This window comes from Novipirellula aureliae (genome assembly GCF_007860185.1).
Taxonomy (GTDB): Bacteria; Planctomycetota; Planctomycetia; order Pirellulales; family Pirellulaceae; genus Novipirellula_A; species Novipirellula_A aureliae.
In genome coordinates this window covers 207,672-228,370 of the sequence record NZ_SJPY01000003.1, presented here as the reverse complement: position 1 = coordinate 228,370, position 20,699 = coordinate 207,672, and the positions used below count along the sequence as shown (strand labels likewise).

General features: G+C 53.0%; 19 protein-coding genes. 12 read left to right on the top strand and 7 right to left on the bottom strand.

The annotated features are described in order from the left end of the window. The first annotated feature begins 816 nt into the window (after positions 1 to 816). From Q31b_RS10165 to Q31b_RS10155, 3 genes are all read left to right on the top strand, one after another. A complete protein-coding gene (locus tag Q31b_RS10165; RefSeq protein ID WP_146599584.1) occupies positions 817 to 1,143 on the top strand; it encodes a DUF6793 family protein in 327 nt (108 codons plus the stop codon). A 194-nt stretch (positions 1,144 to 1,337) separates the two neighbouring features. Then, entirely contained in the window at positions 1,338 to 3,851 is a 2,514-nt protein-coding gene (locus tag Q31b_RS10160) for a hypothetical protein (protein ID WP_146599583.1), read from the top strand. After that, positions 3,848 to 4,774, top strand: coding sequence for an ABC transporter ATP-binding protein (locus Q31b_RS10155; protein ID WP_146599582.1), 927 nt, complete (start codon positions 3,848 to 3,850; stop codon positions 4,772 to 4,774). The genes Q31b_RS10160 and Q31b_RS10155 overlap by 4 nt, the downstream gene beginning before the upstream one ends. 83 nt (positions 4,775 to 4,857) lie before the next feature. On the opposite strand, the gene trpE is transcribed toward Q31b_RS10155, so the two are convergent. After that, positions 4,858 to 6,357 carry an anthranilate synthase component I gene (gene trpE / locus Q31b_RS10150; protein ID WP_146599581.1) on the bottom strand — a complete coding sequence of 500 codons (1,500 nt, stop codon included), beginning with the start codon at positions 6,355 to 6,357 and terminating at the stop codon, positions 4,858 to 4,860. A gap of 174 nt (positions 6,358 to 6,531) precedes the next feature. Here trpE and Q31b_RS10145 point away from each other — a divergent pair, with 174 nt between their 5' ends. From Q31b_RS10145 to Q31b_RS10125, 5 genes are all read left to right on the top strand, one after another. Next, positions 6,532 to 7,128, top strand: a complete 597-nt coding sequence (locus Q31b_RS10145; protein ID WP_146599580.1) for a UvrB/UvrC motif-containing protein — start codon at positions 6,532 to 6,534, stop codon at positions 7,126 to 7,128. Beyond that, positions 7,125 to 8,213 carry a protein arginine kinase gene (locus Q31b_RS10140; RefSeq protein WP_146599579.1) on the top strand — a complete coding sequence of 363 codons (1,089 nt, stop codon included), beginning with the start codon at positions 7,125 to 7,127 and terminating at the stop codon, positions 8,211 to 8,213. The genes Q31b_RS10145 and Q31b_RS10140 overlap by 4 nt, the downstream gene beginning before the upstream one ends. Positions 8,214 to 8,378: 165 nt before the next feature. Then, positions 8,379 to 9,449, top strand: coding sequence for an NAD(P)/FAD-dependent oxidoreductase (locus Q31b_RS10135; protein WP_197171312.1), 1,071 nt, complete (start codon positions 8,379 to 8,381; stop codon positions 9,447 to 9,449). A gap of 1 nt (position 9,450) precedes the next feature. After that, positions 9,451 to 10,278, top strand: coding sequence for an SDR family NAD(P)-dependent oxidoreductase (locus tag Q31b_RS10130; RefSeq protein WP_231617452.1), 828 nt, complete (start codon positions 9,451 to 9,453; stop codon positions 10,276 to 10,278). 92 nt (positions 10,279 to 10,370) lie between these two features. Continuing rightward, entirely contained in the window at positions 10,371 to 10,754 is a 384-nt protein-coding gene (locus tag Q31b_RS10125; RefSeq protein WP_146599576.1) for a group I truncated hemoglobin, read from the top strand. Between the two features lie 101 nt (positions 10,755 to 10,855). Here the strand turns inward: Q31b_RS10125 and Q31b_RS10120 are convergent, their stop codons facing one another. Next, positions 10,856 to 11,368: a type 1 glutamine amidotransferase domain-containing protein gene (locus Q31b_RS10120; RefSeq protein ID WP_146599575.1), complete on the bottom strand. Its 513-nt coding sequence runs from the start codon at positions 11,366 to 11,368 to the stop codon at positions 10,856 to 10,858. A 250-nt stretch (positions 11,369 to 11,618) separates the two neighbouring features. Here Q31b_RS10120 and Q31b_RS10115 point away from each other — a divergent pair, with 250 nt between their 5' ends. The 3 genes from Q31b_RS10115 (at position 11,619) to Q31b_RS29345 (ending at position 12,587) form a co-directional block, all read left to right on the top strand. Further along, positions 11,619 to 11,756, top strand: coding sequence for an LITAF-like zinc ribbon domain-containing protein (locus Q31b_RS10115; protein ID WP_146599574.1), 138 nt, complete (start codon positions 11,619 to 11,621; stop codon positions 11,754 to 11,756). Between the two features lie 8 nt (positions 11,757 to 11,764). Beyond that, complete coding sequence (locus tag Q31b_RS10110; RefSeq protein ID WP_146599573.1) at positions 11,765 to 12,145, top strand: DUF2752 domain-containing protein; 381 nt, start codon at positions 11,765 to 11,767, stop codon at positions 12,143 to 12,145. A 316-nt stretch (positions 12,146 to 12,461) separates the two neighbouring features. After that, on the top strand, positions 12,462 to 12,587 hold the full coding sequence (locus Q31b_RS29345; protein WP_261343849.1) for a hypothetical protein: 126 nt from the start codon (positions 12,462 to 12,464) through the stop codon (positions 12,585 to 12,587). Between the two features lie 764 nt (positions 12,588 to 13,351). Here Q31b_RS29345 and Q31b_RS10105 read toward each other — a convergent pair. The 4 genes from Q31b_RS10105 to Q31b_RS10090 all read right to left on the bottom strand — a co-directional run bounded on the left by Q31b_RS10105 (position 13,352) and on the right by Q31b_RS10090 (position 17,279). After that, positions 13,352 to 14,287: a DUF1571 domain-containing protein gene (locus tag Q31b_RS10105; protein ID WP_231617451.1), complete on the bottom strand. Its 936-nt coding sequence runs from the start codon at positions 14,285 to 14,287 to the stop codon at positions 13,352 to 13,354. 93 nt (positions 14,288 to 14,380) lie between these two features. Continuing rightward, a complete protein-coding gene (locus Q31b_RS10100; RefSeq protein WP_146599571.1) occupies positions 14,381 to 16,114 on the bottom strand; it encodes a hypothetical protein in 1,734 nt (577 codons plus the stop codon). Positions 16,115 to 16,379: 265 nt separating this feature from the next. Beyond that, the gene (gene infA, locus Q31b_RS10095) at positions 16,380 to 16,601 is read right to left on the bottom strand and encodes a translation initiation factor IF-1 (protein WP_146396334.1); all 222 of its coding nucleotides are present in this window, start codon (positions 16,599 to 16,601) and stop codon (positions 16,380 to 16,382) included. Positions 16,602 to 16,961: 360 nt separating this feature from the next. Beyond that, positions 16,962 to 17,279: an agmatine deiminase family protein gene (locus Q31b_RS10090; protein WP_197171309.1), complete on the bottom strand. Its 318-nt coding sequence runs from the start codon at positions 17,277 to 17,279 to the stop codon at positions 16,962 to 16,964. A gap of 491 nt (positions 17,280 to 17,770) precedes the next feature. Here Q31b_RS10090 and tnpA point away from each other — a divergent pair, with 491 nt between their 5' ends. Further along, complete coding sequence (tnpA, locus tag Q31b_RS10085) at positions 17,771 to 18,235, top strand: IS200/IS605 family transposase (protein ID WP_146599569.1); 465 nt, start codon at positions 17,771 to 17,773, stop codon at positions 18,233 to 18,235. Positions 18,236 to 18,359: 124 nt separating this feature from the next. On the opposite strand, the gene Q31b_RS10080 is transcribed toward tnpA, so the two are convergent. Beyond that, positions 18,360 to 20,669: a YfbK domain-containing protein gene (locus Q31b_RS10080; RefSeq protein ID WP_146599568.1), complete on the bottom strand. Its 2,310-nt coding sequence runs from the start codon at positions 20,667 to 20,669 to the stop codon at positions 18,360 to 18,362. Between the last annotated feature and the right edge of the window lie 30 nt (positions 20,670 to 20,699).

The following is a 20,699-nucleotide window of genomic DNA, read 5'->3' as shown; positions in this document are numbered from 1 at the left end:
CAAGTTGGCGAATCACACCGGATTGAATGACATGTTGGCTCGTTCGTTAGAGATTAAAGTTACATAAATGACTTCCTCACATCGCCGCAGTGGAACCGTGGCGGGGAATTTTGTCGAAGTGGTATGTTACAATTGGGGGGTAGGCGGAGTCGAGATCGGCAGAATGCCAACATCAACGGTAACCCATCAATCAATAAGATAGCGAATAAACGACTTCAAGCGGAGGTCTAAAGGCAAGATTCCTGTCTAAAGGCCAAACTATAGCCACAATCCTCAGATTAGGGAAGCCGGCTCGCTGTTTTTTGGTAAAACCACCCGAGAAAATAGACGTTGAAGCTTTCCAAGCGGGTTCCCAGCAAGCGTCGTTCTTCATGAACGACATCTACCGCCAATTTTCTCCTTTACCCGTGAGAGGATTGCCCGTGAGAGGATTGTTGGGTGGATCGCGCCACGCATTTCACGGGTCGGCACGAATGGAATTCTTCGATTCGTGCCCATTCGTTTGGTTCGTGCCCATTCGTTTGGTTCGTGGCTGGTTCGTGGCAAATAAACACGACACACAAAAGGCCTTTGTTGAGCGAAGTGCCTCGAAGTGGTTAAACGGGGGGATGGAGGGCACGATGATCGAAACAGAACGGCAAAGCCGACCAAAGCGGTCCTACCGATCTGAATCCTAAAATATATTGCCAAGATTTCTTAATCCGAGCTTCTCCAACTTTGCATTTTGGCAACGATAGCAGTATCATTGAGTGTCAGGCGCGGTGGATTCTCTGCCGCCCAACTCTGTCTTGCCGAACCTGCTTAAGGAGCTTTCCGATGCCACTGTTCGAGGTTGAAACCGATTCACACATCCTAATCACGTGGGCCGAAGACGAGGACGCTGCCCGCGCGGTCGTCGCCGAGGCATATCCGAACGACGAGATCGCTCGGCTGACCAAACGCCCGCGTGATACTTGGGTTATTAGCAAAGGCGCGCTCGGTTTAACCAGTACCGCAAACGATCCGTGTGCCATCGCTCGTGAATGCCTGAGCCGATCATCGGGCGACAAAGTCAACGCGATTCGTCTCTATCGTATGGAAACCGGCTCGGATCTCGAACACGCTCGCAAAGCGATTGAGTCGAATATGGTGATGGGCTGGTAGAGGCAATTGCCTGTTGTGTCCACAGGCGAGTGCTTTGCCACTACGAAGGATTTGGGTAAGTCTTGTTCGTGGCTGTGGCCTCCAGTCGCAGTTTACGGGGATAAGATGCCCCCAGCCACTCTTTTGCCAGGCCTGATTTGCCAGGCCTAATTTGCCAGGCCTAAAATCAAGCGGTGACAAGGCACTTGGAGCCTATGCCCACCTATCCTGAAGACGCACCGCTGGGCGTGCGTCTTTTTTTTTCTGCCCGATTTCGGCCTTCGCGGTATCTTTGTTACCATTACATGATGACGCGTTTCTATTTGCTGCTGTTCATTCTTTCCACGCCCCTGATCGTTGGCTGTGAAGGTTGCCGCAGGGATACCGAGGAAGACGCTGATAAAACCAAACCGATCCCCGTCGCAGACTTCTCCTTTCGTCCGGCTCAAGTCTTCCCGGCCGAAAACAGTCTCATCCGGGGAGCGGTCAAGCCAGGGCACTGGATGACCGCATCTCAGGCCATCAAGAGCAACAAAGAAGACCTTCGTGGCGATCTAGAGAGCCGGATCTTTGTCAATGCTCCCTCTACCACCGCAGCACCCGAGTTTCCGGGCGACGATTCGGCGCTCTCGTCGAATCCGCGTCCCGATGCTTCGGGTGCAGCACGGTCTCGCGATCGAGAACTCGCGAGCCTCAAAAATGTCCGGCCCACGGTGCTACCCAAAGGGCAATCTCGTCGCTTTGACTTTCGCATTTTGACGCCCTCGGTCCCTTCTACGAACCAGAATGTTTCTTTGTTGAGCACGTTCGTTTCGTCCAACCGCAGGTCCACGTTTGAGATCCTATCGCCCGACTTCGAAGCGTTGTCTCAAGAGGAGTTCTTTTTCGTCATTTTGACCACGCGACCCGAGCGTTTTGTCAAACTGCAAACGGCGGATTGGCGAAGGCCCTATCGACCGGAAATGGCATTTAGGACCAAAGCGGCCAACTACCGTGTCGTCATTCCCAAGGCGGGCGAACTGTTGCCGATTTCGGAAACGATGCTTGATTGGACCAGCACCGCCGTCGTGCTCTGGGACGACGTGGCATCGGACGCGTTAACGCCTGGGCAAGTGCGAGCGTTGACCGATTGGGTTCACTTTGGTGGCCAACTGATCGTCAATGGCGCGAATGCCTCCGAAGCGATTTCGAATTCGTCCGCTGCCGATGTCCTACCGATCAGGCCGAGTGGTAACGTCGAGCTCGATTCCGAGGCTGGCGATAAGCTGCTCTCTCAGTGGTCGATCAAAACCGATCGATCAACCGCAGGGCAGATCGCTCTTTTGAAAAGCCAATCAGGGCGAATTGCCGTTGAAGGGCCCAAGGCAAAGGACGCTGAGCCGGTTTTCGGTTGTGAGGATCTTCTCATTGCTCGTCGAGTCGGACGCGGACGCGTGGTCCAGTCGCGTTTTGATTTAACGAGTGATTGGCTGACCAATTGGAATTCGTTTGACAGTTTCGTGAACGCCGCAATTCTTGATCGGCCTCGTCGCGAATTTGTTGCGGATACCAAAGACAACTCACTTCGCCATCGTTATCCCCAAACGGGGCGTTTCGAAGCGACCGCCACTATGAATTCGAAGTTTCGACTGCTGTCACGAGACGCTGTCCTGGGAATGCCATCCGATAGTGAACGGGGGCAAAAGGTTACATGCGAGCTGACTTCGTCAGCAAATCAAATCGAGCCGTTCACGCGATCGGACCCGGTGATGGGAACAAGTGCTTGGGGAACTGAAAGCGATGCATTGGCTTTGTCGAAAAAAATCTTACGGCAAGAATCGGGAATCGAGATACCGAGTTCTGACTTGGTCATTCGCTCGCTAGGGTTCTATTTGTTGGCTCTGATACCACTCAACTATCTACTGTTTCGACTGTTGGGACGTATGGAATACGCTTGGTTGGCGGTTCCCGTGATCGCCATCGTCGGTGCGATTTGGGTCGCCCGTGCAGCCCGTTTGGATATCGGTTTTGCTCGTAGTCAAACCGAGATCGCCCTGCTCGAAATTCAGCCAAATTATCAACGTGCTCATCTGTCGAGGTTGATGGCAATCTACAACTCGCTATCGAGTGACTATGACTTTCATTTCAAGACGATCGATGCTGTCGCCGATTCGGTTCGCGCGAACGAACGAGGCCCAGAGACGGAGCCAGTGACGTTTCGAACCGATTATGAAGAAGGGCCAACCTTGGCTGACATATCGGTTGGCAGTAACCAAACGCAATTGGTCCGCAGTGAACAAATCATCGACCTCGGTGGCAGCATTCGTCTTAGCGGACCATCGCTGGTCAACGAATCGGAGCACGAGTTTCTCGACGCATTTGTCGTTGAAAAACTGGCCGACTCGACGTGCCGAGTCGCGATCCTCGGAACGGTCGCACCGGGAACGACCACGTCGCTTCGCTATCGCGATTTCGATGAGGTTCGTGTCCCCAAAGATCTGCCTCTGCAAGCGTCAAGCTTTATCGGTTGCCTGTTAAACCCTGAGCTTATCGAGCCGGGGTCGAGTCGCATGGTTGCCCGGATCGCTGCATCGCTGCCTGACCTCAATGTCGTCCCTGCTGCAAGCCAATTGGTGGCACAGACAGTGGTCGTCGCTCACCTGCGTTATCCTCCGTTTGTCGATCGACAACCGGACGACAACCTCGAAACCGATTTTCGCAGCTCATTGTTTGGACAGGAAAACGAATGATTACCCTTGAGGGATTCGGCAAGGACTACGGCGATTTCATGGCCGTTGATTCGATCGATTTGCAAATCGATCAAGGTGAAACGTTCGGCTTTATCGGGCCAAACGGTGCCGGGAAAAGTACAACGATCCGTTTTCTCGCGACGCTGCTGAGAGCTTCTCGTGGGCGTGGCGAAGTTGCCGGCTGTGACGTGATGGGTGACCCTGTCGGCGTTCGCCAAGCGATCGGGTACATGCCTGATAACTTTGGTGTCTACGATGGGATGCGGGTTTGGGAGTTCTTGGATTTCTTTGCGGTTGCCTATCGGATCGGACGTATCGAACGAAAGAAAATCATCAGCAATGTGTTGGAGCTATTGGATCTCACCCATAAACGCGATGATTTCGTAAATGGATTGTCGCGTGGAATGAAACAGCGCCTCTGTTTGGCAAAAACACTCGTTCATGACCCCCCTGTGTTGATTTTGGATGAACCTGCTAGTGGTCTCGATCCGCGTGCCAGAGTCGAAGTGAAGGCGCTTCTGAAAGAGCTTCGCAAAATGGGCAAAACGATCTTAATCAGCAGCCATATTTTGACGGAGCTGGCCGATTGTTGTACCTCGATCGGTATTGTCGAGCGAGGGAAACTGTTGATGAGTGGCCCCATTGGAAGCGTTTATCGGCAAATCCGTCGCAATCGAATCGTTGAAATCCGGTTCCTCGAAAATGCGGATGCGGGGTTGTCCATTTTGCGCTCATGTGCGGCCCTGCGATCGCTCGAACAAGAGCCCGACAAAGTGATTGTCGAATTGGAAGCGGATGACGAGATTGTCGCCAGTTTGATGGAGCAATTGATTCGCGAAGGTGTTCGAATGCGGTCTTTCAACGATCGTGATCCAACATTGGAAGACGTCTTTATGACCGTCACCAAAGGGCTCGTTTCCTAACGCAGTTCTCTTCACAGCCCCGTTTTTGATTCAGGTAGGCACGCAACCAAGTAACGCGGTTTAACGGATCGTCAAAACACAGCTTATGAAGAAGACTTGACTCGTTCCACTGTCATCTCGATCGCAGTGACTAATGCTCGGGCCTTGTTGATCGTCTCGTCGTATTCGGCGTCGGGATCCGAGTCAGCGACGACTCCGCAGCCAGCTTGGACGTAGACAACGCCGTCTTTGGCGACCATTGTTCGCAAGGCAATGCAAGTGTCCATGTTGCCTCGGTAGTCGACATAGCCGACGGCTCCCCCATAGGGACCTCGGCGATGTGGTTCAATCGAGTCGATCACTTCCATCGCTCGGACCTTCGGAGCCCCCGAAACGGTGCCTGCTGGCAAACAGGCTTTTAATGCGTCAAACGCATCAAGTCCTTCCCGCAGCGTTCCCTGCACTTCGCTACTGATGTGCATCACATGGCTGTAGCGTTCGACGACCATGATCTCGGTCAACTCAATCGAGCCGAACTCGGCGACTCGGCCAACATCGTTTCGGCCCAGGTCGACGAGCATCACATGTTCGGCTCGTTCTTTCGGATCCGCCAACAATTCTTTCTCGAGAGCCTTGTCCTCTTTGTCCGTCTTGCCACGTCGGCGTGTCCCCGCGAGGGGGCGGACGGTGACCACTCGATCGGCTACTCGGCACATGATTTCCGGTGAGCAGCCGACCAGAACACAATCGGGTGTGCGGACATAAAACATGAATGGACTGGGATTCACAACACGGAGGGATCGATAGATTTCAAAGGGATCGACATCCGTTTTGACGCTCAATCGTTGGCTTGGGACGACCTGGAAAATATCGCCCGCGCGGATGTATTCGACGCAGTCGAGGACAGCCTTCTTGAACGATTCGCGAGTGAAGTTGGAATCGACATGGAGAGCCTCTTTTGTCTCGGTGGTGACCTCGATAAACCCGTCGGTGTTGTGGGAAACAGGACGCGTCAACCGTTCGATCGCTTGATTGACGTTTTCGGTCGCTTGAGCGTACGCCTGTTGGGCCTGATCGGCGTTTTTGACGAGTCGGCAATCGGCCAAAGAGACGACCGTGATGGTCTTCCCGACGTGATCGAAGACGCAAAGGGTATGGTAAAACGAGAAGTCAAGGTCGGGTAATTGGCGATCATCTTCGGGGGCATTGGGAAGATGCTCGACATAGCGGACGACGTCGTAGCCAGCATAGCCGATTGCCCCGCCGACGAAGGGCGGCAGGCCCTCCAGGTGAGCGACTTTGTAGTGGACATGATGTCGGAATTCTTCGAGCGGGTCTTTTGCGGTGTAGGTAGGCGAATCGCTAATCGTGATTTCCTCGCCACGCGCGGCGAAGCGTTTGATGGGGCTGGCAGCTAAAAAACTGTAGCGTCCTACTTTTTCGCCACCGATCACGCTTTCGAACAAACACGCGGGACCTCCGTCATCGAGTAGCCGAAAAGCTGTCACGGGAGTCAATGAATCGCTCAGCAGGCGTCGAAACACGGGCACAAAATCGTGGTCAACGGCCAGGTCTGAAAATTCGCTCTCGTTGGGTGTAAACATCTGCTCGAATCGTTAGGATGAAGGGGAAAGACGTTGGACGCGTTACGTTGACACCGCTGCGAGTGTCGATAGAATCCACTGCGTTGCAATCTAGCACAATCAGATCGTTGTTTGGATTGCGAAGTCTTGCAAACACACACTTTAGCGGCAGTCGCGGCGGCTAGGAATGACACGATGAAATGCCAGTATTGTGAGAAACCCGCGACCTTCCATATTACGGAACTAACGGAACCATCCGGTCCAAAGGTCATGCACTTATGCGAAGAGCACGCCCGTAGCTTCTTGCAAAAAGAAGCTTCGAGCCCGGTTGCGTCGGTCGCGGGCGCTTTGGCCAAGCAACTTCAATTGGGCCAAACCAAGAAAGAGATCGAGGAACTCGACCAGAAAGAATGCCCGGTATGTGGAATTAGTTTTTTCGAGTTCCGCAGTTCTGGCCGTCTTGGCTGCCCCTACGATTACACTTTCTTTGAGAACGACTTGATACCCTTGCTCAACAATATCCATGATTCGACCGAACATGTTGGTAAACGCCCTCGCCGGCTCGCCGCTTCGGCAGACTCGCAAGCTCGGATGATCCAACTTCGCCGCGAAATGGAAGAGGCTGTCGACCTAGAAGATTATGAACGAGCGTCTGAAATTCGCGACGAACTCAAACGCATGGAAGAAGAACTGAACAAGCCAGCAACCCAAAAGCCAGCAACCCAGGATACAGATCAGGATGATGAAAACGCTTCCAATGCAGACTCCTCCGAAGGGGAAGAGCAATCGTGAATCCGATAACAGATTTTGAATCCCTAGCGAAGAATTCGGGTGAATGGCTGCGTGGGACGGGGCCGGAATCGGATATTGTCATCAGTAGCCGGATTCGCTTGGCCCGCAACTTGGCCGATTTCCCCTTCATCCGCCGTTGCAGCCAAGACGATCGAGATAATATCGAGCGAAATGTCCGTGCACGCATGGATGCAATGGCCGATTGGAAAGACATTCGCTACATCGACATCGAAGAATTATCCGAGGTCGATCGCCAATTCTTGGTCGAACGGCAGCTCATAAGCCGAGAGATTGCCGATGCCGAAGGGTCGCGGGCTGTGGCCATCGATCCAGGGGAACAGTACAGCGTGATGATCAACGAAGAGGATCACTTGCGGATCCAAGTGATGCAAAGCGGTTTGGATTTGAAAACCGCTTGGGCTCGAATCGATGCACTCGACGATCAACTCGAAGGGGCGATCCTTTACGCCTTTCACGAAAAGTACGGCTACTTGACCGCGTGTCCGACCAACGTCGGAACCGGGCTCCGATGTAGCGTGATGCTGCACCTGCCTGCATTGGTAATCACTCGCCAAATCGAAAAAGTGTTCCGCAGTATGCAGCGGATCAATGTGACCGTGCGAGGCTTGTACGGCGAAGGATCGCAGTACAGTGGCGATTTCTACCAGGTCAGTAACCAAGTCACCCTCGGCCATAGCGAGCAAGCGTTGTTGGCACTGGTGGGAGAAGAGGTCGTTCCACAAATCATTCAATACGAACGAAAGGCACGAGCGTTCTTGGTCGAGCAAAATGAGCAGGATTTGCATGATGACGTTAGCCGAGCGTTAGGGATTTTGAACACGGCTAAAAAAATCAGTAGCGAGGAAACGATGCACTATTTGTCAAAGGTGCGAATGGGCGTAAATTTAGGACTGATTAGCGATGTTCTCGTCCCAACAATTAACAAGCTGTTCATCCACACCCAGCCCGCACACTTGCAAAAACTTCATGGCCGAGTGCTTGGCTCATCCGACCGCAACGTGCAGCGTGCCAGTTATCTGCAAAGGCATTTGCATGGCGAAATGGGTGATGGAGACCTGAACTAAGACAACGAAACCGGTACACGTCTGTTGCTTCGGCAACGTCACTTTGGAGCCTATCGGAAAAGGGGTCTGACCCTCTCCGGCGGCCGAAAAAACTGATTGCGACTCGCCTCCAAAGGGTCAGACCCCTTTTCGGATAGGCTCTAGAAACTAGGAATTGGAATTATCGTGGGCGATACAGTAGAGAAAACAATCATCATTGGAAGTGGCCCCGCAGGCTGGTCCGCTGCGATCTATGCGGCGCGAGCGAACTTGAATCCGTTGGTGTACGAGGGGACCGTCCAAGCTGAAATGATTCCGCTGGGACAATTGGCATACACGACCGAAGTCGAGAATTTTGCCGGGTTTCCAGCTGGCAATATCCGTGCCTTTGTCGAATCGGCGGTTGACAAAGATCGGCAATGGAATTTGCCCATGGTTCCCGAGGGGGAAGAAAAAGACGGCCAACCGCACTATGCGGTTCAAGGGGTCGAATTGATGGAGTTGATGAAGCAGCAGGCGCTCAATTTCGGCACTCGAGTGATCGGTGACGATATTGTCGGGCTCGAACCGGGCAAAGAGATCCATACGCTTCACACCCGATCGGGCGATACGGTCAAGGCCAATACGGTGATCATCGCCACCGGTGCACGTGCCAACTACTTGGGACTCGATAGTGAAGAGATGTACAAGAACAAGGGGGTCAGCGCGTGTGCGGTTTGTGACGGAGCATTACCCATCTATCGAGGGAAGCCGCTGGCCGTTGTCGGTGGCGGTGACTCGGCGGTGGAAGAGGCAACGTACTTAGCAAACCTGAAAAATGCTGCGACAATCTATATGATTATTCGTCGCGATGAAATGCGAGCGTCGCAGGTGATGCAGTCTCGTGCGATCAACCATCCGAAGATCGAGATCCTCTGGAACAGCGTCGTTGACGAGGTCCTAGGCGATGGGAAAATGATGAACGGCTTGGCCCTCAAGAGCACCGTTGATGGTTCGACGCGTCATTTGGATGTTGGTGGCATGTTTGTCGCGATTGGTCATACGCCGAATACCAGCTTCTTGAAGGGTGTCATCGATATGAATTCGGAAGGCTATATCCAATGGACAAAGGCATTCCGCACGAACACGAACATCCCCGGCATCTTCGCGGCGGGCGATGTGGCCGACGATTACTACCGCCAGGCGATCACGTCTGCAGGGACCGGTTGCATGGCTGCGTTGGACGCCGAGCGTTATCTCGGCGAGTTGGAAGCGTAGTGTGACAAGCCGGCCATTTGCTCAAACCAATGCCGTGGTGACAGGGGCGTCAAGCGGCATTGGACGAGCTATTGCCGTTGCACTTTGTCGCAGCGGAGTGAGTCGAATTGTCATTCACTATTGCCGCAATCAGCGCGGTGCAAACGAGACGGCCGATCAATGTCGGCGGCATGGCGCTGAACCGATTCTAGCGGCTTGCGATTTAGCGGATCCCCATTCGGTCGATCGCTTCGCAAACCAATGCTTCTCACAGCTTGCCGATATTTCTACCTGGATCAACAACGCGGGGGCGGACGTTTTGACCACGGAAATGGCCGGGAAAAGCTTCGCTGAAAAGCTGGCCCTTTTGACGTCCGTTGATTTGCTTGGCACGATCCGACTGGCCCGAATTGCGGCGGAGCAGATGATGGCGAACCCGTCTGATTTACCACCGTCAATGTGCTTTCTGGGGTGGGATCAATCGTGTGGCGGGATGGAGGGCGATGCGGGGCAAATGTTTGCTCCGGTGAAAGCCGCGATCACGGCGTTTGCCAAAAGCTTGGCTCAATCGTGCGGGCCACGCCTTCGCGTCAACACGATCGCTCCAGGATGGATCCGAACCGCATGGGGCGAATCGGCCGACGAGTACTGGGATGCCCGGGCGAAGTCGCAATCCTTGATGAGACGCTGGGGGACTCCGGACGACGTCGCCCGTGGGGTCCTGTTCGCTACCAATCCTCACAACACGTTTTTTACCGGACAGCTGGTCCAGGTCAACGGAGGCTGGAACCGGCGATTCGATGTGGATGCCCCAGAAACTTTTGGTGGTGCACCCACAAAGCACTCGTAATTAGGTAAACTGTTTGGAAACAATAATGTTAGGCCGGTGCTTTTCAGCACGGCGGATGAATCCGAAGAGCAACCTAAGAAGGCGTGAATAATATGAGTGACGAATCGCGTGCATTGTTTGAGCGGATTGGAGGCAGTGACGGCCTAACTCGAATCGTCAATTCGATGTACGACCGGGTCATGGCTGACCCGAAATTGAAGCCAATCTTTGAGCACGCAAACATGGAACGCGTTCGCAAAATGCAGTTCGAATTCTTAGCCGGTGCCTTCGATGGTCCGCTCCACTACGCAGGAGTCGAACTTACCGCCGCGCATCGAAACCGCGGGATTCGAGCGCAGCACTTTGCGTTGTTTTGCAATCACTTTGCGGATGCAGCACGCGAAAATGGCGTTTCCGATCATGACATCGATCAAGCTTTAGGACGCTTGGCAACCTTTAAAGACAAGATCACTGGCGATATCAACGTCGGCGGTTAGTGGGTGGTTGTTTGCTGTTTTGCCAGCGATCATGAAGATGCAATTCAGAGTGTTGGGGCGGCAAAGCCAAGGCAAACGATCGGGCCATTGGCCCGAAAACGTTAAGCCAGCAGCTTAATAACCGCTTTGCAAAAATCGGGCAAATCATCTGGTCGTCGGCTACTGACGTGATGCCCGTCGACGACCACGGCGGCGTCTTCATAAATGCCGCCTGCATTGATCAAATCATCTTTGATGCCTGGCGATCCTGTAACGCGAACGCCTCGGTAGACCCCAGCCGAGATAGGTATCCATCCGCCGTGGCAGATTGCCGCAATCGGCTTTCTGGCGGAATCAAAGTCTTGCACCAGCTTCAATACCAAGCGATCGCGTCGTAGTTTGTCGGGCATGAATCCGCCTGGAACAATCAACGCATCGAAATCGGATTCTCGTACATCCGAGAATGCAGCGTCCGAAATACAGGGGTATCCGTGTTTGCCGTTATAGTGAGTGTTCGCTTCCGGGCCTGCGATTGTCGTTGTTGCGCCTGCCTCTTCGAAACGAAGCTTCGGATACCAAAGCTCTAAATCCTCGTAGATTTCGCCGGTGAGCAGTAGGATCTTTTTGTCGATCATGTTTGTTTTGCGGTATTGGTTTGTTGAATGAACTCTTTGTTGGATGCCATGCTACCCCCAAGAAGCGAAAAATGGGAGAGGCCAAAGGGGTGGAAGGACTCGTTCGGGTGTGTGTCGTTTGTGCTATGGCGTTTTTCCAGACCTGACTTTTTTTAGAAAATCCTACATTTTCGCGCCCTTTCTGGTACAAAGGATAGCCTACTCCACTGACGTTAATCTCCTCTCCAATATTTACACAGGAATACAAGACATGCCTCAAGGTGAAACGGTTGCACTCGGACTCAATCAAACGGGATTGATTGTTTTCATTATTCTAATTTTCGTATGCCTTCCGCTGTGTTGGATTCCATTCGTCGTTGACTCGATGAAAGGCGTCCCGAAGGTTTAATCGGAGCGATGAATCCGTTGTGGAAGATAATCTTGCGGTGGCTGGCGTATTGGTCGGCTGCCGCTTACATCGCTTGGAACGCTTGGTGGCTATTGGTGCAAAACCAACTCCCCCAATCGATGTTTTATGCGGCGACTGGCTTGCCGTGTCCTACGACTGGGTGTACGCGAAGCTTGATTGCATTTGGTCGTGGTGATTTGGCCACGTCATTCCGGATGAATCCATTCTCGCTGTTGATATTCGGCTTTGCAGTTCTTACGGCGTTGCACTTAATCGCCAACCGTTTGCGAGCTCCAAACCGCTTCGCGATTCCAGCTCTCTACGTCCCTGCTTGGCTTGGGCTTTTGGGTGTGGCAGAGGTTTACCAGTTGTGTTTTTTTGCTCCTTAGCCCGGATGATTCATTAGCCGTTTTGGCGTTAGCGGCCTGCTGATTTAATCGTTTAACGCCTAGTCGAAGGCGTCAGCTTTTCCATAATCGGTCGCCTATGGCTTGGCGTTAAACGATAAGTCGAGTCAAACCGATTAAATCGACAGCCCGCTAACGCTAAAACGTCTAATACGCAGACTGTTGTTCGAGCAATGAACGTCAACGCTTTAAGGCGTAGACGTTAGCAAAACAATTTGCAAGCCCATGAATAATCCGGGTTAGCGGCGACGGCAACATCTTTGGCAATTCGTTTGTCAAGATCGAAGCAGCACCGATCGTGCCGCAGCTTATCGATCGACGTTACGTCTTGTTTGTCGGTCGTCAACGTGCTGCCGAATTGACCTGGGAAAAAACGATGGGACAAACGGTCGAGGTTTACCGTGGATTGCAAGGAGCGTCGTAGGATAGGCTTCTAGCCTGTCCCAGCTTGGATGCCCGGATCTCATGATAGTCGCGGTAGCGACGGTAGCTGAATACACACAGGCTGGAAGCCTGTGCTACGGTTTGTGCTACGGAAAGAATGCACACAGGCTGGAAGCCTGTGCTACGGTCTGTGCTACGGAAAGAATGCACACAGGCTGGAAGCCTGTGCTACGGTCTGTGCTACGGAAAGAATGCACACAGGCTGGAAGCCTGTGCTACGGCGTGTGCTACGGAAAGAATACACACAGGCTGGAAGCCTGTGCTACGGCGTGTGCTACGGAAAGAATGCACACAGGCTGGAAGCCTGTGCTACGGTTTGTGCTACGGAAAGAATACACACAGGCTGGAAGCCTGTGCTACGGCGTGTGCTACGGAAAGAATGCACACAGGCTGGAAGCCTGTGCTACGGTTTGTGCTACGGAAAGAATACACACAGGCTGGAAGCCTGTGCTACGGCGTGTGCTACGGAAAGAATGCACACAGGCTGGAAGCCTGTGCTACGGCGTGTGCTACGGAAAGAATGCACACAGGCTGGAAGCCTGTGCTACGGCGTGTGCTACGGAAAGAATGCACACAGGCTGGAAGCCTGTGCTACGGTTTGTGCTACGGAAAGAATACACACAGGCTGGAAGCCTGTGCTACGGCGTGTGCTACGGAAAGAATGCACACAGGCTGGAAGCCTGTGCTACGGCGTGTGCTACGGAAAGAATGCACACAGGCTGGAAGCCTGTGCTACGGTCTGTGCTACGGAAAACGGTACGCTGGATTGGTGGGATCGAAGTCGAGTTCGGATAGGCCAACGTTCGTTTCGATGTCATAGTAGGTGTACGATTCTTGCAGCGGAGCCTGTTGGCCGACTTGTTCCGGCCAACCGTAGCTTTGGTAGCGTAGAATCAGTTGTCGCTCTAAGTCGATGATCACTTCGGCCCTCGAGAAATCATCTTTTTTCCCCGAAGGCCGGCTCCGCATTACCTCAATCCGGCTCGCCACCAATCCGTCAAAGGGATACTCGTCGGTTATCAAAACCTTGATCTCGGGATTATCGAGATCATTCTGTCCGCGTTCGATCAATTTCTCTATCAGGCTAACCAGGCCAATATCGTAGATCGGGTATTTCTGGCCCCGCATCGCCAACATGCCTGTCGGGTCGAGATGCAGCGTCATCATCCCCAGTAACCCTGCTTCGTGAACGACGAGTTTTCCTTCATGAAGATCCTTTGCCCAGATCACTTCGCGCCCGTTGACCGCTTCTGGCTTGGTAAAGTCCAGGTAGACCCGCATCGGTGCGGTCTCGGTACCGTCGCGAACTCGCGTTTGGACCTTCAAGTTGATTTCCGTGGGCTCGCCCAAAACGCCCGAGGAATCCACTTCATTTTTTACAAGCCGAGCGGTGTAGTCTTTCAGGTTCCCAACCATGGATGCTCTCGCTTTGGTCGCCAGCTCCAGAACCTCAGCGATCGATGATTCGCGAGTTTCGCTCTTGATTTGCAGAGCATCCTCATCGGTATTCCTTTCAGCAAGGGGTTTTCGCTCGGCTCGATCGGGTGCGTGCGATCCCGTCAAAGAAAATGCAGCTCCGCCAATCAGCAGTGCAACGACAAGAACAAGAAATCGCTTATTCAAAACAATGGCCTTCAGTGACAGCGGGTCAAAAGAAATCCCGCGAACCAAAAGGTTCACGGGATCATTATGCTTTTGCGTGGTGGATCTTGTTAAAGATCCATATTGCTGAGGATCTTAAACAAGATCCACTACCCAAAAACGTGACGCGGTTTAGAACTCGCCGTTCTGCTGCATCTTCGCTTGCTGAGTCTGCTGGACAGCAGCGCCAATCGCTTGAAGTAAACCTTCGGTGATCGTGAAGCGACTCGATTGGCCGTTTTTGATTCCATTGCCCATTGCCCGAATTTCACCTTCGTCGGCGGCATTTGCCAATGAGTTGACCATTGCACCGACGGTATCGTTGTTTTCAACGGATTGGGCATACTTCAAAATTGGCAACAATTTCAGCTTGAATTGACCGAGCGGTCGATCGCCGCCATTGTCGCTCGCACCTGCATCGATAAGCTGCTTCATCAGCGACTGGCTATTGTTACCGAAGGCAACGTAAAGGGACTTGGGTCCCGTCCCGAGGTGAACGCGAAGTTTGTCCCCAAAAACTTTTCGAGCTTCGTCTTCGTTAGCAGGAACGTCGGCTTCGACGACGTGCATAACCACGTCTTTGTAAGTCTCTTGGTCGAACAAGAAGGTTGGTGCTTTTGGTTCATTTTCCAGTTTCGCTGCCAGATCTTTCACGATGTTAGCGGCTTCGTTGCCGTCCGCAACAAAGCTACCAAACACAAACTGGAAATCATTTTCGTTCGCCAGTAGTAATGCACCGAGGTCCGCTTTGCCTTCCTTCACTGAATCGGATGCCAAGTCGACCAATCGACCAGCGAGCGCTTGGATTTCAATCCGTTTCTCATCATCCAAATTGTCCGATTCGACAATCGCTTTGTCCAGTTGAATCATCGCGGTTTGCAGGCTCTTAACCGTTTGCTCGATGGCCTCAGGGCTAATCGACGCGGCGGTGTGGTAGTAGGCTGCGGCATCATCGCGAATGACCGAGGCGAACATTGACGGAATCGATGTTTGGCCACCGTACATGCCAGCCAATTTGCTGCCCTCGACTGCCGTCATCGACCCGTCGAAATGCACGGCTTTGTCCGATTGATCGATGTTCCATCCGAACATGATTTCATCGGTGTTTTGAATCAGTTGTTCAATCTGCTCAATGGAGCTTTCCGCGACAGCTTTGGTGCCTTCGGCATCCGCTTGGTCCTGCTTCGAAATCGCTTGCTCAAAGCCTTGTCGCATCGATTCGATCAACATGGTACGAGTTTCTGTAGGAATCTGCTGTACCCGAACCCGTACCGCCATGTCATACTTGTTGCCCATGCCCGTCATCACCGACTTTGGGTCTTGGGGAGCGAGATCCAACAGGTCTCGGTTCCGAGCGAGTGCCGCCCAATCACCGACTTGGCGGATGTAAACCGTGTTGGCTCCCACGGCAATGACCATGGTGCCATCATCGAGCTCATCGGCGGGGCCCGTTTGAGCTTCCAGTCGCTTCAGTACCGTTTTTACATCCGAAGTAGGCAGTAACACGATTGGCTCAGGCGACCCATCGACGAGGGGAACAACGACCGCAATCGGCTCGTTCATGTTCATGCCCTGCGTGAACGTGCCCGCCATCATCTGAAACATGCCACCAAATTGGGGCTGTCCAACAACACCCGAGATGTAATTGGTGTCCTGCATCAATTTGTTAATCGATCCAAGCGTAACGACTACAACCGGATCGCTTGAATCAGCGACGGAGGTGCCACCTTGGGCTTGCGAGTTTGGCGTCTGCATCGTGTCTTGTGCGATACCACTGGGCATCGTCGTTAGCGACAGAACCGACAAGGCCGCAACAGAAAGCACGAGACGATTGAGCGTGCGCGTGCCATTTTTTTTCAAAAGCATTGGGAAACCATCCTTAGGTGTTTTTAAAACGTGAGACGGGAAACGGGAAAGCGGTGGAGTGGGAATTGGCGAATGGAAATGCAGCCGCAGGATATCGACACCCGCTCTACGATATAGATACCCATCAAGCCTTCGCCAGGTTTCATGAAGTCGAGAGAAACCGATAAAACTTCGGAGGAAAAATGGGCACCGCGCAACAGCCAACGGAGCTCGTGAAAATCGTCAGCAATCTGCCCATCAAAAATTTGTAACCCAAGACGCGGTATTAACGCTCTCGGAATACGATCCGACCTTTGGTCAAGTCATAGGGTGATAGCTCGACGCGAACCTTGTCGCCCGGAACAATTCGGATGAAGTGTTTACGCATTCGTCCAGCGACATGCGCCATCACCTCGCTGCCCGTTTCCAATTGGACACGAAACCGAGTGTTCGCAAGTGCTTGTGTGACGGTGCCTTCCACTTCAAAGGCTTCTTCTTTTTTTCCCAAGTTTTCAACCTGTTCATGAGTATGTGAGGCCAAGATTAGAACAACCTTGGAGCACAAAATCTAGGGTACGGCACTCGATTGGCCCCGCCCGGTAGCGGAAAAGCTTCAATCGTTTCGGCGGTGAATGGTGCCAGCTGACAATCAAGAACCTCTCAAGTCCACCGCTCTCATTCACCACGATCGGCCAACAATACGCAAATGTGCCATTCTGGCTCACTTGGCGTTGTAAATCAATGTTACAGCATGTTTTATGCCGGTTAATGCGTCAAGCGACGGTTTCACTTCCGCATGATACTCGGCCGCTTTCTCGAAGTTGACAACCCGATCAGGGATCGGAGCAAAGGCAGGCAAATTCAGCGACTAACAATTCCGTTCTCCTTGCAAGGCCTTGAGCGATGTCATGTCGACCGTCTTAACCGAATGATTGGGCAGCCGTTTTTTATACGCTCGCCGGGCGGCCTCAACCATCATCGGTGGGTCGGAATCGAAGATTGGCATTAACACCAGATCATTCGCGACGATCACATCTGTATAGGAGCTCCACCAAGTGCCGTCGCGAGCTGGAATGTCGATTCGGTGGCCATTCATCGGCTTTCCCTCGACGGGAACGCGGGCCAAACGGGCGGCATCACCAATTGGTCGGAGTCGTTGCAGAGAATGAGCAAGTTGGTGTGCCAACGGTTTTTTTATCCACCTGCTGTAGAATCGCGGCGTGGTGCGGCTGCCAGTCACTGACGCTAAGTACCATCGCTCGTTGCGGTCCATGCTACGACAAACCCGACCGAAAAGCACAAGAAAGCTTTACGCATATTGAGAGACGCCAAGGGGTAGAAACGCCTAAGTTCGATTCGCCTTGGCAACGATCGCCTTAGCCGACTGCCGAATTGTACTTTCTGTTCACCATTCGGGTATCAGGATTGCCCTGCGTTTTTCGATCTTTCGCGAAACGAGGCAGGTTACCACTTCCCAGGCCTGCCGTCGCTTTGCGACTTAGTGGGACGTGGTACAATTGACCCCCGGATTTCATCCGGGTCTATCACATGTCATTGCTTCGCAGTTCTAGATCCAAAGTCGCGCATGCGACGACAGGCAATAGCCCCGGACGCAAGTCCGGGGAAGGGGTGCGCAAACCACGACAAAGTCGCGAAGCGACGACAGGAGTAAACCGCATGTCATCTCACCACGGTATCCTCGTGCATGGTGTCTTCTCGACGAAATACCGAAAGTCACTGCTTCACAATGATTGGCGAGACGATTTGTGCGGTTACATCGGCGGGACGATCAAGGATCACAAGGCGGTACTTCTCAAATCCGGTGGCATCGAAGACCACGTACATCTATTTATCAGATTTCACCCAACGTTCGCGATCGCATCGGCGATTCAGTTGTTGAAGGCGAATTCCTCAAAATGGGTCAACGACAACCGCAAGACAAAACAAAAGTTTCTATGGCAATCAGGTTACGGCGCGTTTTCAGTGAGTCAATCGAAGGCCGACGCAGTGAAACAGTACATCGCCAACCAACGCGAGCACCATCGGAAAATGACCTTTCATGATGAGTATCTTGCGATGCTGCAAAAGCACGGAATCGATTTCGATCCCAAATATGTTTTCGAACAGGAGATCGTCGCCTGAGAACACCTGCCGTCGCTTCGCGGCTACCAATCGTATTTGCGTGAGCGAACCACGGACTGTCGTCCGGGGCGATTGCCTGTCATCGCTTCGCGACTTGCGTGTGGACCAACTATCGAATCACGCGTCATTCTCCGATCAACGATTTCGCTTTTTCGGCTATTTGGACGAACTCGGCTTTCAAATCGTAAGCGTCATGGTCCTTGGCGTTCTTGGCGACGCGAATGACATCGTCGATGGTCCAGGTGCCTCGATAGTCACTCTTGCGAAGCTGCATCGCAAATCCGGCGACGGCGGCTGCGAACCGGGTGTCATTGTCCGCGTCCGAGAAGGATCCACCCTCGTCGACAACCGGAAACTCGATAAGCGTGCTTTCGTCACCATCGGGTTTCTTGTAACGCAGTTTCAACGTCATCATCTCGTCACTTTGGGCCGCTTCGCTGGGTTGCGGCTTTGCTTGATACTTCAAGTCGTCGACCCTGGGGCGAGACGCGTCGGCTTCGACCCCCGCCGGCACGATTTCGTAAAGAGCCGTCACGGTGTGTCCGGCACCGATCTCACCCGCATCTTTCTTGTCGTCATTAAAATCCTCTTTTGCCAACACCCGGTTCTCGTAGCCTAGCAAACGGTACGAGTCGACCTTGGCCGGATTGAATTCGACTTGCAATTTGACATCCTTGGCAATCGTGACCAATGTGCCGCTGGTTTGATCGACCAACACCTTCTTGGCTTCGTTCTCGGTATCAATAAAAGCGTAATTGCCATTTCCACGACCGCTGATTTGTTCGAGCATCGCATCATTGTGATTGCCCATCCCGAATCCAAGCACCGATAGAAAGACACCGCCCTTCGCTTCGGTTTCGACCATCCGCACTAGCTGGTCGGTTCCGGTGGTGCCGACATTGAAATCACCATCACTGCAAAGGATCACGCGGTTGACGCCGTCTTTGATAAAGTGGTCGCGAGCGGTTTGATAAGCCAATGTGATGCCTTGACCACCGTTCGTGCTCCCGCCAGCGGAAAGCTGCGTCAACGCTCGACGGATCTCTTGGCTCTCGCTAATTGGAGTGGAATCGAGGACCAAACCTGCGGAACCAGCATAGACAACGATCGCGACTTGGTCGTCATCGTTCAATTGCTCGATCAACATTTTCAAGCCTGACTGGACCAACGGCAATTTGTTCGCTGCGTTCATCGAGCCACTGGTGTCAATCAGGAACACGAGATTGCATTTTGGCCGGTCAGCTTGCAGTAACTCTTTGCCCTTCAGCGTCACTCGGGCCAAACGGTGCTCGCGGTTCCAAGGACACTCGGTGAGGATCGTTCGCACCGCAAACGGGTCGGCGGAATCGTCCGCAGGCGGATCGGCAGCGTAGTCAAAGTAGTTGACCATTTCCTCGAGTCGTACCGCATCGGGCCGCGGTAACGAACCTGCTCGCATCAAAAAGTCGCGAACTTTACTGTAGCTTGCCGTATCGACATCGATCGAGAACGTACTCAGTGGATGTTCGCTCACTCGGCGAAACGTGTTGTCATCGATCGGATCAAAACGATCGCCTGCCATTCCAGGGCCAATTCCTTCGTCGCTGGGCGATTCCGCCATCGCAGAAAAACCGAATTGCATTTCGAGCCTGGGGGCTGCGGAAGTTGATGGGGAAGACCGAGACGCGGGTCCAAACGAGTTGGTAGAAAAATCACTTTCGTTCACTTTTATCTCGGTAGCCGATCTGCTTAGCCTTTGGCGTTCTTGAGGGGCCGGGGCGGCGCTAAAAAGACGGGCTGAGCTTTCGTCGAGGGAATCGCCTCTCTCTCCTCCCGTACCCAGACTGTCCTCAGCGTGACCTGCATTCTGATTAGACGAGCTCGATGACGGTGGCATCAAAAAATCACGATTCGTTTGGACCGTTCCCTTAGCCCGTTCTAGCTGATCGGAAGCAATCAGAGGGCTCATCGGTTCACTCGCAGGCTCCATTTCGATCATCGATTCTTCGAGCATCATCGCATCAAGCTGCTCTGCGTCTTCGTCCTGCATCGCGTAGGCTGCTGCTTCCGGTGCAGCCGTTGGTTGACTGCGATCTGATTCCGTATCGAGCGACATCGCGACTTCTCGCTTTGTCATTTGGTTTTGCACGATCGGAATGCTAATGCCGACGATGATCATGGCGATGCAAGCAGCCGTCGCTAATTTTAGTTTGCTGGAAGTGCGCCATGCGGTTGGGGCAGGATCTTTGGCAAGATCCACGACGGTTGGTGTGGATTCAATTTCGGCGGCGTAGAACGAATCGAGTTTTGTGGTCACGGCGCGGGCTTCGGCGACGGCGGTGGCCAGCTCTTGATTGGATTGCATTTCACCTTCGAACACGGCTCGCTCGGCGGGTGGCAATTCGTCAAGCACATAAGCGGTGATGCGGGGATCATTCCAGAGGGAATCAGTCATGGCAAACTTCTTATTTTGGATGGTTGTAGA

What these genes read in the sequence shown, in the direction of transcription:
- Q31b_RS10125 (WP_146599576.1), top strand. Translation starts at nt 10,371, where the DNA reads ATGAGTGACGAATCGCGTGCATTGTTTGAGCGGATTGGAGGCAGTGAC.
- Q31b_RS10165 (WP_146599584.1), top strand. Translation starts at nt 817, where the DNA reads ATGCCACTGTTCGAGGTTGAAACCGATTCACACATCCTAATCACGTGG.
- Q31b_RS10155 (WP_146599582.1), top strand. Translation starts at nt 3,848, where the DNA reads ATGATTACCCTTGAGGGATTCGGCAAGGACTACGGCGATTTCATGGCC.
- Q31b_RS10145 (WP_146599580.1), top strand. Translation starts at nt 6,532, where the DNA reads ATGAAATGCCAGTATTGTGAGAAACCCGCGACCTTCCATATTACGGAA.
- Q31b_RS10110 (WP_146599573.1), top strand. Translation starts at nt 11,765, where the DNA reads ATGAATCCGTTGTGGAAGATAATCTTGCGGTGGCTGGCGTATTGGTCG.
- Q31b_RS10115 (WP_146599574.1), top strand. Translation starts at nt 11,619, where the DNA reads ATGCCTCAAGGTGAAACGGTTGCACTCGGACTCAATCAAACGGGATTG.
- Q31b_RS10120 (WP_146599575.1), bottom strand. Translation starts at nt 11,368, where the DNA reads ATGATCGACAAAAAGATCCTACTGCTCACCGGCGAAATCTACGAGGAT.
- trpE (WP_146599581.1), bottom strand. Translation starts at nt 6,357, where the DNA reads ATGTTTACACCCAACGAGAGCGAATTTTCAGACCTGGCCGTTGACCAC.
- Q31b_RS10100 (WP_146599571.1), bottom strand. Translation starts at nt 16,114, where the DNA reads ATGCTTTTGAAAAAAAATGGCACGCGCACGCTCAATCGTCTCGTGCTT.
- Q31b_RS10160 (WP_146599583.1), top strand. Translation starts at nt 1,338, where the DNA reads ATGCCCACCTATCCTGAAGACGCACCGCTGGGCGTGCGTCTTTTTTTT.
- tnpA (WP_146599569.1), top strand. Translation starts at nt 17,771, where the DNA reads ATGTCATCTCACCACGGTATCCTCGTGCATGGTGTCTTCTCGACGAAA.
- Q31b_RS10080 (WP_146599568.1), bottom strand. Translation starts at nt 20,669, where the DNA reads ATGACTGATTCCCTCTGGAATGATCCCCGCATCACCGCTTATGTGCTT.